This window comes from Parabacteroides goldsteinii DSM 19448 = WAL 12034 (genome assembly GCF_000969835.1).
Classification (GTDB): domain Bacteria; phylum Bacteroidota; class Bacteroidia; order Bacteroidales; family Tannerellaceae; genus Parabacteroides; species Parabacteroides goldsteinii.
In genome coordinates, this window is record NZ_KQ033913.1 from 406,230 (window position 1) to 421,541 (window position 15,312).

Below are 15,312 nucleotides of genomic sequence, written 5' to 3' on the forward strand. Positions count from 1 at the left end.
CTATTCATATAGAATAATTTAATACTAAATTGGAAGCATGTTTTCTTTTGTAAAAAAGAGAATATGTTTCTTTGTGTTATTGAATTTGTTGAAATTTTAAGTCTAATTAAATCCATGATTAAATGAAAAAAGAAATCAAAAGGGCCACTCAATCGTTTTGGCGATTATTATTATTAATGGTGGCGTTTAACTCAAGTCTAAGTTTGTTCGCGCAAACACAGACTATCTCCGGAATCGTTCTGGATGAATTCGGAGAGCCGATGATCGGGGTATCTGTACTAGTGAAAGGAACAACCACAGGTATTATTACAGATGTAGAAGGGAACTTCACTGTCCCGGCTAAAACCGGCGATGTTTTATTAGTAAAGTATCTTGGTTACAAAGACCAGGAAATAAAAGTAACAAGTGATGCCCGCCTGAAAATTACTCTCCATGAAGATACCCAGAATTTGGATGAAGTAGTCGTAGTAGGTTACGGTACGCAGAAAAAGGTGAACCTGACCGGTGCCGTTTCTGCCGTGACGGGAGAAGAAATTGCCAAACGTCCGGTAGCCAATACATCTACTATGTTGCAAGGCCAGATGCCGGGTTTGCGTATCACTTCCGACAAGGGACAACCGGGTAATGAATCAGTTCAGATCCGTGTACGTGGTCAGGGTACTTATTCCGGTACCGGTTCCGATCCGTTAATCCTGATTAACGGTGTCGAGGGAGACCTCGCCTCCCTCGACCCGAACATTATTGAAAGTGTTTCTGTGTTGAAGGATGCAGCTTCGGCTTCTATTTATGGTTCACGTGCTGCAAACGGTGTGATTTTGATTACAACCAAGAATGGTTCGGAAACAAAAGACCGTATTTCTGTTCGTTATAATGGAAACTTTGCAGTCCACAATCCGACAAATCTGTTGGATGTGATTTGGGATTCTCCTACCTATATGAAATATTTCAATATGGCAAAGGATAACTCCGGTGCTCCGGCAACTGACCGTTATTCGGATGAGATGATTGCGAATTATACCAATCCGTCCGACCCGACTAAATATCCTAGCTTCAACTGGCTGGATTATATGTTTGATCCTGCTTTTGTTCAGCAGCACAACCTGAGTGTAGCCGGTACTACCGGTAAAACTTCTTACAACGCTTCTTTAAGCATGATCAATCAGCCTGGTACCATGAAAGGGCAGGAATTCAAGCGTTACAATGCAACGTTGGATCTGACTTCACAGGTAAATGATTGGATACGTTTCGGAATGTATTTTACCGGCAGCCGCAGCAATCGTCAGGAAACACGCCAGGGTGATACGGATGCTTATTTGTCAACTATTTCGCAGGCTCCGACTTATATGCCCTGGTTGCCGGATGATGGTACAGGTATTAAGCGTTACACGATGAAGGCATTTACCTTTGAAAGTAATAATAAAAACATGGTCGCTATTACTGAAACGGAAAACTTCAAGAATTATGTAAATACTGATGTAAACGCACAGGCTTGGCTGGAAGTGAGTCCGATCAAGGGTTTGAGTTGGTATACCAAAGGTGCTATGCGTTACAAACAACAACATATAAAGAATTGGGGAGCATTGCCAACACCGGTTTATTATTACCATGACGGCACACAGAACGGTACATTGAATACAAACGGAACCGGTTTGACCAGTACAATGGAAAACAGCTCTTATTATAACTTATATACTTATTTGAAATATGACTGGGCTACTCCGAATAAAGAACATGACTTCTCTTTTATGGCAGGTTACAATCTGGAATATTATAAAATGGATAATCTGGAAGGTTACCGTCAGAATTATGACTTCCCCTTGCATGAACTGAATACAGGTATTTCTTCTGTACAGACTAACAAAGGTAAATCAGAAGAATGGGGCATTATGTCTGCTTTCTTCCGTGCCAACTATGCTTTCAAACAACGCTATTTGTTGGAAGTGAATGCCCGTTACGACGGTTCTTCACGTATTTCATCCGAATCTCGCTGGGGTATATTCCCTTCCTTCTCTTTGGGATGGCGTATGACTGAAGAAGAATGGATGAAGGATCTTAACTGGGAATGGCTGAATAGTTTGAAGTTGCGTGGTTCATGGGGTATCCTGGGTAACCAGAATGTCGATCTTTATTCTTATTATGCATTGGTTACAACAGGTAAGGATTATAGTTTCGACAACACAAATTTAGGCGCCGGTGTTGCACAGACAGCTCTTACCAACCGTGATTTGAAATGGGAATCTACGGCTATTGGCGACTTCGGTATCGATATCACAGCTTTCAACGGTTTCAATATTACTTTTGACTGGTATAAGAAAAGAACATACGATATTCTTCGTGAGGCACAGAGCAATTCATTACTGGGGTTGAAAGCTCCGTTTGTCAATGCTGGTGAAATGGTAAATAAAGGTATTGAAATATCACTGGCTTATAATGGGTATATCCGGGAAGGCATATTCAAAGGATTGAGTTATAATGCTGGTGTATTCTTTGATCGCACTAGAAATGAATTGACGAAATACGGCGCCGATTATGTGGATTCTTCTAAGGGATTGATTTATAAAGAAGGTCTGCCTTACGGATCGTTCTATGGTTATGAAGCAATCGGCATTTTCAGGGATGAAGCAGATGTGACCAATTCTCCCAAACAATTTAATGATAAGACATTGCCGGGTGATATTAAATATGCCGATATCAGTGGTCCGAATGGAGTACCTGACGGTATTGTCGATGAAAACGACCGTAAAGTACTTGATGGCCGCTTCCCTGATTTTGAGTATTCCGTGAACCTGGGTGCTAGCTGGAAAGGTTTCGACCTCTCTTTGATGGGACAAGGTGTACAGGGAGCAAAACATTATGCCAGTGGCTGGGGATTGCGTCCGTTTTATCAGGGAACACCGATCTCACAAGACTATATTGACAATATGTGGACGGAAGATCATAGAGATGCCAAATATCCGCGTTTGTATTTCGCAGATTTAGGTGGTGCAAAGAACCAGCGTGAAAGTACCTACTGGTTGTACAATGCTTCTTATTTCCGTTTGAAAAATCTGACATTCGGTTACACATTGCCGAAAGCACTGACAAGCAAAGCGAAGATCGAACGTCTGCGTTTTTACTTCTCTGGTGATAATTTGTTGACAATAACTAAATTCCCGCAGGGTGGTGACCCGGAGCGTAATTATAATTCCACAAAGGGTACACGTTTGGTTTATTATCCACAGAACCGTATCATTTCATTCGGTGTAAATCTTGAATTCTAATTTAATTGTAAAATAGTTATGAAAATGAATAAACTATCATATATTTCACTATTGGTTGCCGGCATGATGACTGTATCATCCTGTTCTGATATTTTAGATACGCCACCGACAACTTCTCCGTCAGAAAGTATTTTCTGGCAATCAAAATCAGATTTTGATTCCGCATTGACCGGTTGTTATCAGGGTATGCAGGCTAAAACGTTATCGTATGGGATGGTTGTTTATGACTGTCTGACAGATAATGGGTACGGTAGTTCCGGTTCCAGCTATGTGTATAAAACAGACCTGATCCAGGCGGATAATATAGATCCGTCTATGACGGGTTTCGTTCCGGAACTTTATAAGGAAGCCTACGAAGCTATCACCCGTCTGAATATCTTCTTATATCAGTTGAAGAATTATCAGGGCGGAGATATGAATAGTGTCCGTAACCAGTATGAAGGGGAGGCGCTTTTCTTACGTTCTTACTGCTATTATCTGCTTTATCTGTGTTATGGTGAGGTTCCGTATCCGACAGAACCGCTGGATCTTACAATTCAGAATATGCCGAAAGAATCTTTGGAAACAGTTTACAATAATCTGATCACTGATTTGCAGGCTGCTATCGATAAAATGGACGACAAGACATTCAAGGGTGCCGGCGGACATGCAACCAAAGGGGCTGCCCAGGGGTTAAAGGCACGTCTTCTGATGTTCCATGCCTTTGGCGAAGACGGTAAGGTCGCTAATCGTAACGAAGTGCAGGAAGCATACAATTTGTTGAATGAAATCAAAGGATACTCATTAGCCGATCGTTATGCCGACAATTTTACTTATGATGCACAGGAAGCCAGTCCGGAGATTGTTTTCTCTATCAAGTTTCTGGCTCCGAACAATTATAATAATTTCGATCATATATACGGCAATTACTCCGGAGTACGTCCGGTTGCAAACCTGACCAATGATTATGAGGAAGGTGATAACCGGTTGGGACAGATCGTTGCTTTCGATGATAAATATCAGTGGCCGGGAGGCGAAATTGTATCTTTAAACAGAAGCGATTTGAAGAAGGCTATGGTAAAATGGTTGACTCCGTTGATGAAAGATGGTGATATGTGGCAGGCTAGTACACGTAGTGAACAGGACTGGGTCTTCCTTCGTTGGGGTGAATTATTACTCTTGAAAGCTGAAGCTGCCAATGAACTGGGTATAGCCGGTGCAACGGAAATGGTGAACCAGATACGCAACCGTGCCGGACTGGAAGATCTGGCCGCCAATCTGACACAGGATCAGTTGCGTGAAAAGATCCGCCATGAACGCCGCGTAGAAACTCCGTTTGAGTTGATCCGTTACTATGATATGAAACGTTGGAAAATCATGGATAAACTGAATGGCCTTGAACTCGATCCACTGTTGGCGGGACACGTAACAGCTTGGTCTAAGGCGCATGAATACTTCCCGTTGCCACAGGATCAGATCGACTTCTCTAACGGCGTATTGATCCAGAATCCGAACTATTAATCGTTCGATAATAATTTAAGTATGGGTGAGAAGCTCCGCTGTTAAAGGCGGGGCTTTCTTTCCGATTTTAGTGGCACATCTCTGCTAACGTTAGTGGGATACCCCCACTAACAAAAGGGACCGGATTTCATAAACCGGTAGTGCAGATCATCGTAAAATATAAGAGACAGATATCATGAAAAAGAGTTTAATTGTTTTATCAGCCTGCCTGGCCTTTTCGCTTTCCGCTTTTCCTCAAAAGCAGAAAAAGCAGGGCAACACGCCTGCTTCCTGGTCTGAGAAAATTGCCGTTGCCAAACAGAATGCTTACGAACAGATGAAAAAGAACAGCCTTCCGGTTTCTTCAAAGGTTATCAAGGCGAAACAAGCTGCCGAGAAGTTTACCGCCGATGTGACCGGACTGGATGAAATGGTACTTTATACCTGGGGTACGGTCGACGGAACTGCCGACGACCAGGCTGTATGGGCAAATGCCCGATTGATCGCGACCGACGGCTCTTCCGTCTGGCTGAACGATCTGAAAGATACTTTTAAGGATACCGGTACAGGCCGCCTGGTCTTTAACGCCAATGCCAAAGGTGTTCCGGTCATTATGAAAGGAAAAACATACGAACGGACGATTATGGCGAATGCCAACTCACAGATCGTCGTTCCGCTGGATAAAAAATATGTCCGTTTTGAAGCGGAAATCGGACTGGAAAACCGTTCCTCCGCAGGGACCGTCATTTTTCGCTTGCAGGGGATAACGGGCAAAGAGTTATCCGAAGATATTATTGCCGGCTATCCGGCTGAATCGGCACAATTCCTTCCGTTTGCCGGAAGCGACATGAAAGCCCTGGTTACAACCTATGATGCTACCATAGAAAAACATATCGCCGAATCGGTCGTAGACCTGTTGGCGGATAAAAAATATTTTACAGCCCGTATCGCCGCTGCCGGTCAGGAAAAGGAGCTGGATAAACAAGTGGTGACATACCTGAATATTGCGCAGGATGCCATGAAGGTATACGAATTGCAGGAATCGCTGAGCTGGCTTAATATGCGGGCCATCGAAGAGGCTTTCAATGATATGAAACGCAGTAAGTCGTTTGACCAGGCCGCTAACCAATCCAGACTGTCAGCCTTAAAAGAACTGGTAGGTAAAGGTTTTGCCGGTATCTATTCAAACGATGAAAATGCAATAAAAGATGCCCGGCAGGCTTTACAGTTAAAACGGGAAATACTGCTGGCCAATCCGGAACTGGATATGGATAAACTGATCGTGGGCCGTTACCATATCGGTACCTCTGCCCGCCAGGTCAATCCCCGTTCGCTGGGAACACAGAATAATAACTGGTCGAACCAGACTTCCGCCCCGCGTGGCGGATTCGATGCGGAGATCGTCGAACTATCGAATCTTCGCGGCGACATTCAGTCACGTACCATCTTCAAGCCGGATAACGGTTCGTCCGTTCCCGACCTGAAACTGCATTGGGATGCCGACCGTGTGATGTTTTCCATGATCGACACCGATAAGCGCTGGCAGGTTTTCGAAGTGGGACTGGACGGGAAAGGTTTGAAAAAACTGATTGAATCACCCGAAAAAGACCTCGAGTTCTTTGATGCGACCTGGTTGCCTTCGGGAAAGATCATTGCCGTATCCAATATCGGTTACAACGGTGTTCCTTGCGTAAACGGGAATGATGAGGTCGGTAATATGGTGCTTTATAATCCGGAAGACCGTTCCCTGCGTCGTCTGACGTTCGACCAGGATGCCAACTGGTCGCCGGTTATCATGCACAATGGCAAGGTGATGTACACCCGTTGGGAGTACACCGACCTGACACATTATTTCTCCCGCTTCGTGATGCATATGAATCCCGACGGAACCGAGCAGAAAGCACTTTACGGCAGCGGCTCTTATTTTCCGAACAGCACATTCGACGCGAAACCGATACCCGGCCAGGCATCCGGTTTTGTCGGAATCATCTCCGGACACCATGGCGTTGCCCGTTCCGGCCGTCTGATCCTGTTCGATCCCTCCAAAGGCCGCAAGTCGGAACTGGGAATGGTGCAGGAACTGCCATTCCGCGACCGCAAGATCGAACCGATCGTGAAAGACCGGCTGGTGGATGGTGTCTGGCCTCAGTTTATCAAGCCTTATCCGTTGAACGATAAATATTATCTGGTTGCCGCCAAATTGAATCCGAATGCTTTATGGGGCATTTATCTGGTAGACGTGTATGATAACCTGACGCTGATTGCCGAGTATGAAGGTGAAGGATTGATCCACCCGATACCGATAAAGAAAACTCCGGTTCCCCCCATTATTCCCGACCGTACGAAACCGGGCACGAAGGAGGCGACTGTCTTTATCCAGGATATTTACGAAGGTGAAGGTTTGAAGGGCGTACCCCGCGGTACGGTGAAAGCATTCCGTGTGTTGTCTTACGAATATGCTTATAATAAAACTCCGTCCGACCATTGGGTACAGGGTGTTCAGAGCGGATGGGATATCAAACGCCTGTTGGGTACGGTGCCGGTCGAAGAGGATGGTTCTGCATTGTTCACTATCCCCGCCAATACGCCGATCTCACTTCAACCGTTGGATTCGTGCGGACGTGCCGTGCAGTGGATGCGTAGCTGGCTGACCGGAATGCCGGGAGAAACCGTCTCCTGTATCGGTTGCCACGAAGACCAGAATCAGATACCTATCCCGAAACGTGTGGTCGCTTCGACTATCAAACCGCATGCGATCGCATTGCCGGAAGGCGGACAGCGTCCGTTCACGTTCGAACTAGAAGTACAGCCGGTGCTGGACCGTGCCTGCATCGCCTGCCATGACGGTTCCAATAAACTGGCCGATTTTACCGGTGGCCGTATCGATGATTTTACCGGATTTGGCAAAAGTTATCTGAATCTTCATCCGTATATCCACCGTCAGGGACCGGAAGCGGAGATCGAAGTCTTGAATCCGTACGAATATCATGCCTCGACCAGCCAGCTGATCAAAATGTTGAAAACCGGACATCATGGTGTTGAACTGACCGATAAGGAATGGAAAACGCTTTATAACTGGATTGACTTTAATGCTCCTTATCATAGTAAATTTAAAGCAAATATCTTTAAGGGAGTGGAACAGATCAGCCGTCGTACGGAGTTGACGGAGAAATATGCCGGTTCCGGTGTAGACTGGCAGTCGGAGATCCGTGCCTATGCCGATTATCTGGGCAAACAACCGAAGCCGTCTCCCGTAAAACCGGAACGCAGGGAATATAAAGATAAAGAAGTGAATGTGAAAGGCTGGCCGTTTGATGCAACAATCGCTAAGAGCATGCTGGCAAAGGAACAGGAGACAAAGAAGAGCATCGAGCTGGCTCCGGGCATCGTGATGAACTTTGTACGCATCCCGGCCGGAAAGTTTGTGATGGGAAGTAACAAGGGACATTCCGATTACTCTCCGGCCAGCAAACAGGAGGTGAAAAAGGCATTCTGGATGGCGGAGATAGAGGTGAGTAACGAACAATTCCGTACGATTTTCCCCGATCATAACAGCCGTTTCGTGAACCAACTTTGGAAGGATCATGTGCACCAGGGGTATCCGGCCAACAATCCGGAACAACCCGCCATCCGTGTCAGTTGGGAAGAGGCGATGGCCTTCTGTGAGAAGCTGAGTGAGAAAACCGGTTTGAAAGTGACTTTGCCGACCGAAATGCAGTGGGAGTGGGCCTGTCGTGCCGGTAGTGAATCCGATTTCTGGTACGGGGCGCTGAATACCGATTTTGCCGCCTATGAAAATATGGGTGACAAACAACTGAACAAGCTGGCGGTAAGAGGTGTGAACCCGCAACCGATGAGCCCGGGTGATCCCTGGTACAAATACTACACATACCAGCCGAAAGACAATAATGTCGACGACGGCAATATGCTGATGGTGAAAGGTGGTGGTTATCAGGCTAACCCCTGGGGATTGTATGATATGCAGGGTAATATCGCCGAATGGACACGTTCCGACTATCTGCCTTATCCTTATAACGAGAAGGCACAAGGTAACGGAACCGAAAAAGTGATACGCGGCGGTTCCTGGACCGATCATCCGAAAACTTCGACAGCCTATTACCGTAAATCTTATCTGCCTTGGCAGAAAGTGCATAATGTAGGCTTCCGTGTAATCATTGAAGATTAAGTATCGAATGAGCGCATTTAAACAAATCATAATCGGACTAGTGGCTGGAGCAGCTTTCGTTTGTAGCCATGCACAGACGAAGCTGCCGCCGGCCTGGCAGTCTTCGCTGGTCAGGATCAGTGGGGAAGGTATTCTGACTTATATTCCCGATAAAGACGGCAATACCATACCTGATTTCAGCCGGGTAGGCTATCATCATGGCGATAAAAGTATTCCTCGATATCCGGTCGTTAAAGTCGTTTCTCCGGTAAAAGAAGGGGATAGCGGAGCCTTGATACAAGAGGCTATTGATGAAATATCCCGCAGGCAGCCGGATGAAAACGGCCATCGGGGGACGATCCTTTTAAAACGGGGCGTTTACAGGATTGCAGGTTCTGTCGTGATAAACACCGGTGGTATAGTGTTGATGGGAGAAGGCGATAATATCAATGAAACCCGTCTGATCGCTACCGGTAAAGAGCGTCGTACTTTGATCCGGGTGGAAGGTGCCGGTTCGATGAAGGAAATACCGAATACACGGGTGAAGATAACAGACGATTTCGTGCCGGTCGGTACCCATTCATTCCGGGTTTCGTCGACAAAAGGTTTTAAGGTGGGCGACCGGGTGATCGTTTATCGTCCCGGTACCCGGGAATGGATCCATGCCATTAAAATGGACCAGATCGTGGAACGGAAAGGTACACGCCAATGGACGCCGCAGGAATATAACCTGGCTTTCGAACGTCAGATCACGAAGATCGAAGGGAACCGTCTTTTTATCGACAACCCTGTCGTGATGCAGATGGATAAGAAGTTTGGAGGTGGCGAAGTCTATAAATATACATTCGACGGACGTATCAGTGAGGTCGGTATATCGGATATCTGCTTTGAATCCGAGTTTGAAGATTATGAAGACCTGGAACACGGTTGGATTGCCGTCGGACTGGATAAGGCGGAAAACTGTTGGGTGCGGAACATCACGGCCCGTTATTTCGGCTACTCGGCTGTCAGTTGCGAACGTTTTGCCAAAAATGTTTCTGTTGTGGATTGTCGTTGCCTGGAAGCAAAATCACTTATTACCGGAGGCTATCGTTATTCCTTCAATAACTGGGGGCAGCAGAATCTCTTTATGAACTGCCAGGCGACGGAAGGCCGTCATGATTATGTAACCGGTGCACAGGTATGCGGTCCGAATGTCTTTTATAATTGCACGGCTTCGCAGACGTTTGCCGATATAGGTCCGCACCACCGTTGGTCTGTCGGCACGTTGTATGATAATATCGTCACCGATGGCGAAATAAACGTACAGGACCGCGGCCAGATGGGAAGCGGACATGGTTGGGCAGGCGTGACGCAGGTATTGTGGAATTGCCGGGTGAACCGTGCTGCCGTACAGAACCCGTGGACTTCGGGGCATAATTATTGTATAGGATTGAAAGGAGAGAAGTATCCCGGCCATTTTACCGATCGCCCGAATGGCATCTGGGAAGGACAGAATGAGATCAATCTATTTCCCCGTTCCTTATATATAGCGCAATTGATGGCGCGACAAAAGAATAATGATTTGAGTATTTTGCTAAAATAGGCAACTATCAAAATGTAACTACTCTACCGGCTAAATCGGATTAATATACCGGGTAAATGAAAATACCCTACCAGGTAATATTTTTTAACATATCAATATGCTTATAAAATACCTGGTAGGGTGTTATTTTGTCAAAAAAGTTGTTTCGATTTATTCCCCTTTCAGCAAATCCGGTCGTAGCCGTGCCGTCCGTTCCTGTGCCTGCTGCAACCGCCATTCGTCGATCTTGCGCTGGTGGCCGGAGAGAAGCACATCCGGAACTTTCCAACCGTTATAATCTGCCGGGCGTGTATAAACCGGCGGAGCCAGCAGGTTATCCTGGAAAGAATCGGAGAGGGCGCTCTGTTCGTCACCGATGGCTCCGGGTATCAGGCGGACAACCGCATCGGTAATAATAGCGGCAGCCAGTTCACCACCTGTCAGGACATAGTCGCCTACGGATATTTCCCGGGTGATCAGATGTTCACGGATACGGTAGTCGATCCCCTTATAATGACCGCACAGAATGATCATGTTATTGAGCAGGGACATGCTGTTTGCTATCGGTTGGTTGAATGTTTCCCCGTCGGGAGAGGTGTAAATAACCTCGTCATACTCCCGTTCGCTTTTCAAAGCGGAGATAGCCCGGTCGATCGGTTCGATCTGCATCACCATCCCGGCCTCACCACCGAAAGGGTAATCGTCTACACGGCGCCATTTGTTAGTCGTGTAGTCACGCAGGTTATGTAGATGGATTTCAGCCAGTCCCTTGTCCTGTGCTCTTTTGACGATGGAGCAATTAATCATTCCATCGATCATTTCCGGAAGTACGGTCAGTATGTCGATACGCATAGAGGTTCATTTATTTATGCTGCAAAAATACAGCTTTATTTTATAGTTATCAAAATTCTCTTGGTCCATAATATCTTTTTACTACATTTGTAACCTAAATCAAACAGCTCAAAAATCAAAGCTTATTAAAGTTATTTACATATGGATTTTATATAAGCAAATTATATCTGATGAAAAAAACACTAGGTGTAGGGTATTTAAAAGTGTTGCTGCTCGCAATTGTTATAGCCATTTTAATCGTGACTACAAGATATTCTTATGTAAATAGGGGAGAAATCATATTTATCGACGAGGTGGAAAACGGGGGAACCGAAGACCCCCTTCAAGCCAATGAACTGAATCTTTCGAATTCCTATGAATATAAGAGCTGGAAAAATACGGCGGATACGACTTTCAAAAGTTTGTATAACGGCAATCAGGCCGAAGACATTCTGGCTATGCGGCCCGAAATGGTAATCTTGTGGGCGGGTTATGGTTTTTCAAAAAGTTATTTGTCTCCGAGAGGACATATGTATGCTATTGAAGATCTTTATCATAGTTTGCGTACCGGAGCTCCGCGAAAAGCGAATGAGGGTCCTCAGCCCGCTTCCTGTTGGGCCTGTAAAAGCCTGGATGTTCCACGGCTGATAGACGAAGTGGGTTCGGATGGGTTCTATAAAAAGAAATGGTACGACTGGGGATCGGAAGTGGTCAATCCTGTCGGTTGCGGCGATTGTCATGATCCGGAGAGTATGGATTTGCGTGTTCCGCGTCAGTTCCTGATCGACGCTCTGAAACGGGAAGGCGATCCCATTGAAGATGCTTCTGACCGGAGGATGCGTTCGCTTGTTTGTGCTCAGTGCCATGCGGAGTATTATTTAAAAGGGGAGAATAAAGAGGTTGTTCTTCCCTGGGATTCCGGGTATACTGTCGAAGCTATTGAGAACTACTACGATAAAATAGGTTTTTCCGATTATGTCAATAAACTGAGTAGAACTCCCATGTTGAAAGCCCAGCATCCGGATTTTGAACTGGCTCAGATGGGGATCCATGCCCGCCGGGGCGTTTCCTGCGGTGAGTGCCATATGCCGTATGTCGAGGAAGAGCTCCGGTCATATAATAATCATCATATCCAAAGCCCGTTGGCGATGATCGAAAAAACATGCCAGACCTGTCATCATGAAAGTGCGGAAGTGCTTCGTCAGGACGTATATACCCGGCAGAACAAAGCCATGGAATTACGTAATAAATTGGAAAAGGAATTGGCGAAAGCACATATCGAAGCGCAGTTTGCCTGGGACAGGGGAGCGGCGGATAACCAGATGGAGCCTGTGCTCAAACTGCTGCGTCAGGCCCAGTGGCGTTGGGATTTTGCTATCGCTTCCCATGGCGCTGCCTTCCATGCTCCCCAGGAAGTACAACGTATTTTAGGCGACGGCCTGTATAAAACGATGCAGGCACGCCTGGTCATAAAAGATGTACTGAACAAACACGGTTATAATCAAGAAGTACCCATGCCCGATATCTCAACCAAGAAGAAGGCGCAGAAATATATAGGTCTGGATATGAAATCAGAACTGGCTGCCAAAGATGAATTTCTGAAAACCGTTATACCGGAATGGACTAAAGAGGCAAAAGCCAATAAGCGTTTTATTGAGGAGTATAGGGTAGCGAGATAGTAAACTTGCTGCCTTTCCCTTCTTCCGAATCCAACAGGATGGTTCCTTTAAACGTTTTTATAATGCTCAGGCTGATTGCCAGTCCGAGACCGGTTCCTTTGGCAAACTCATCCAGTTTCTGGAAACGTTCGAATACCTGCTTTATCTTATCTTTGGGAATACCTTTTCCCGTATCTTCGACCGACAGCAGGATATGTTCGGTGTCGTATTCGTATTTGACTTTGATATATCCGTGAGTAGTAAATTTTGTCGCATTGTTAATGAAATTAGTAACTACCTGGGTCAGTCTGAAACGGTCTGTGTTGATAATGGCCGGAATCTCCGGAACTTCTTTGAGCAATTCTACTCCCTGAGGCATCAGTACGCGATGTGTATTGAAGATATCTTCCACCAATTGATTCAGATCGCAGTCTGCATAGGTAAAGGATATTTGTCCGGACTCGATGCGCGACAGGTCCAGAATGTCGCTGATCAGTTTGAGAAGCAAGTCGTTATTCATGTTTATCAGGCCGATAAACTCATTTTTTTCATCCTGCTCCAGTTCCATATCCGAACTCAGCAGTTGGGAGAAGCCGACGATGGCGTTGAGCGGTGTACGTATCTCATGGCTCATATTGGCCAGGAAGGCCGATTTCATCTTATCGGATTCTTCCGCCTTTTTCAGGGCCTTGGTCAGATTAATCTCTGTTTCCTTGATTTGCTGGATATTAAGGCAGAGGCCGTTTACTTCGACGGAATAATCATTGCCGGCAGTCTTTATGTTGGTGTTCTGGGCATACCGGAATTCCCACCACTGATGACCTTGTCCGTTAAAATCATATCTTCTTCTGGTTATCTGACGGGAGGGGAAACCATGATCCAGCTTATACCTGTTTAATTGGAAATCAGCCTGTTCGTCCTGGTGGATAGCCTTGCTGAAACGTTCCGCACTGATGGGCTCTTCTGGCATATTCAGATAATGATAAAACTCTTTGTCGAAATAGAAGGTTCCGTTTTTATACCGGAATGTGAAAATGTTACCGCTCTCCAAAGCGAAAGAGAGAAATTCCTTCTCATGTTTCAGATTTTCCTGCACCTCTTTTTTATGGGCAGCCTCTCTCTTATACAACATTCGCTGGTAAATGATAATAATTATCAGTATAATTCCCAGCAAAACTGCTATACATATAATATAGAACTGGTAACGGATATAAAAGGGGATATTTACGATCTCGCTGTCTATCGGGAGTTTGTTGAGACTGATTCCCCATTGGTCGAGTATTTTATAATCGAATATGTACTTTTTGCCTGCCTCCGTAATTTGTGGAAAGTTGCTTACCGGAGCCCCGTTCAGTATATCGGCAATACGGTTGGCGGCCAGGGTTGTTTGTTCTTGCTGTGTGGTGACATATCCTCCGATTACACCATAATTATAACCGACCATTTCGTTGAGGACCGAAAAACCGGGGAAAGAACTGAAACGTCCCAAAGAGAGAGTCAGATAATCTCTTTTGATTGCCAGATAGGCCTTGTTATAATAGTTCTCGCCTAACCCTTTGATCAACGAACGGGTCGATTTTCCGTTGATCGTGCTTATGTACATGGCGTCCGGTATTATTTTTTTATTTTTGGAGATGGAGGTACCGCGTTTTCCGGATAAGCGTATTTTGTCCGGGGAGAAGATATTGTTTGTTTTGCAGATATCTTTGATCTGTTCATCCATGTCTGCCAGGATGATTTTGTCTGCATAGATATCGTCGGTAACCCGCACAACAATACATTTTCCTATGAGTTGTTCTATCAGTTCTATATTGGTTCTGTAATCCGGTTTGTCACGGAAGCCTGTTATGTTGGACTGTTTTTGAATGAATGGCACGTTCGGGTAGTTCGCTCCGGTAAAGACGATCGGAGTCGTTTTAACGGAAGGATGGCCGCAGGTCAGTAAGGCATTCAGGGCCGGATCGTCACAGGTTAGGATGATATCCGGATTCCAGGATGATAACCTGTTCAGTTCCTCATATATAGTCAGTTTTTGTTTTTTCTCCGTTTTCTTGGTTCCGTCCAGATAAAGGGTATGGACCTCTGCATGTATGTCTCTTTTCCGTAATTGTTCGGCAAAGATATTTTTCATTTTCTTATATGCCGGGAGACCGGCTTCGTAAGACTGGATGATTAATATGTGTTTATGAGGCGTTGTCTGGTTGCATGAGCTATTTAGAATAAAAAATAGGACAAGTATGAGTATATATTGCACTGATAGAATCCTGTTAGACATTACATTATGAATGATTAAGTAAATATTTTATCCCTAGTGTGTTTGTATTTTTTGATATTCAGTAAGAATTACGCCTCTAA

Annotated in this window: 7 protein-coding genes; 5 read left to right on the forward strand and 2 right to left on the reverse strand. The window is 45.5% G+C overall.

The window, feature by feature from the left end:
• The first annotated feature begins 122 nt into the window (after positions 1 to 122).
• The 4 genes from HMPREF1535_RS14680 (at position 123) to HMPREF1535_RS14695 (ending at position 10,489) form a co-directional block, all read left to right on the forward strand.
• Entirely contained in the window at positions 123 to 3,260 is a 3,138-nt protein-coding gene (locus HMPREF1535_RS14680) for a SusC/RagA family TonB-linked outer membrane protein (RefSeq protein ID WP_046146709.1), read from the forward strand.
• Between the two features lie 24 nt (positions 3,261 to 3,284).
• A complete protein-coding gene (locus HMPREF1535_RS14685) occupies positions 3,285 to 4,760 on the forward strand; it encodes a RagB/SusD family nutrient uptake outer membrane protein (RefSeq protein ID WP_007652790.1) in 1,476 nt (491 codons plus the stop codon).
• 175 nt (positions 4,761 to 4,935) lie between these two features.
• On the forward strand, positions 4,936 to 8,925 hold the full coding sequence (locus tag HMPREF1535_RS14690; RefSeq protein ID WP_046146710.1) for an SUMF1/EgtB/PvdO family nonheme iron enzyme: 3,990 nt from the start codon (positions 4,936 to 4,938) through the stop codon (positions 8,923 to 8,925).
• A 7-nt stretch (positions 8,926 to 8,932) separates the two neighbouring features.
• The gene (locus HMPREF1535_RS14695; RefSeq protein WP_046146711.1) at positions 8,933 to 10,489 is read left to right on the forward strand and encodes a hypothetical protein; all 1,557 of its coding nucleotides are present in this window, start codon (positions 8,933 to 8,935) and stop codon (positions 10,487 to 10,489) included.
• A 150-nt stretch (positions 10,490 to 10,639) separates the two neighbouring features.
• Here HMPREF1535_RS14695 and trmD read toward each other — a convergent pair whose 3' ends face one another.
• Positions 10,640 to 11,320, reverse strand: coding sequence for a tRNA (guanosine(37)-N1)-methyltransferase TrmD (gene trmD / locus HMPREF1535_RS14700; protein WP_007652796.1), 681 nt, complete (start codon positions 11,318 to 11,320; stop codon positions 10,640 to 10,642).
• A gap of 170 nt (positions 11,321 to 11,490) precedes the next feature.
• Between trmD and nrfA the strand changes: the two genes are divergently transcribed.
• Complete coding sequence (gene nrfA, locus HMPREF1535_RS14705; protein ID WP_046146712.1) at positions 11,491 to 12,978, forward strand: ammonia-forming cytochrome c nitrite reductase; 1,488 nt, start codon at positions 11,491 to 11,493, stop codon at positions 12,976 to 12,978.
• Here nrfA and HMPREF1535_RS14710 read toward each other — a convergent pair.
• Positions 12,950 to 15,232, reverse strand: coding sequence for a sensor histidine kinase (locus tag HMPREF1535_RS14710; RefSeq protein WP_046146713.1), 2,283 nt, complete (start codon positions 15,230 to 15,232; stop codon positions 12,950 to 12,952). The genes nrfA and HMPREF1535_RS14710 overlap by 29 nt on opposite strands.
• Between the last annotated feature and the right edge of the window lie 80 nt (positions 15,233 to 15,312).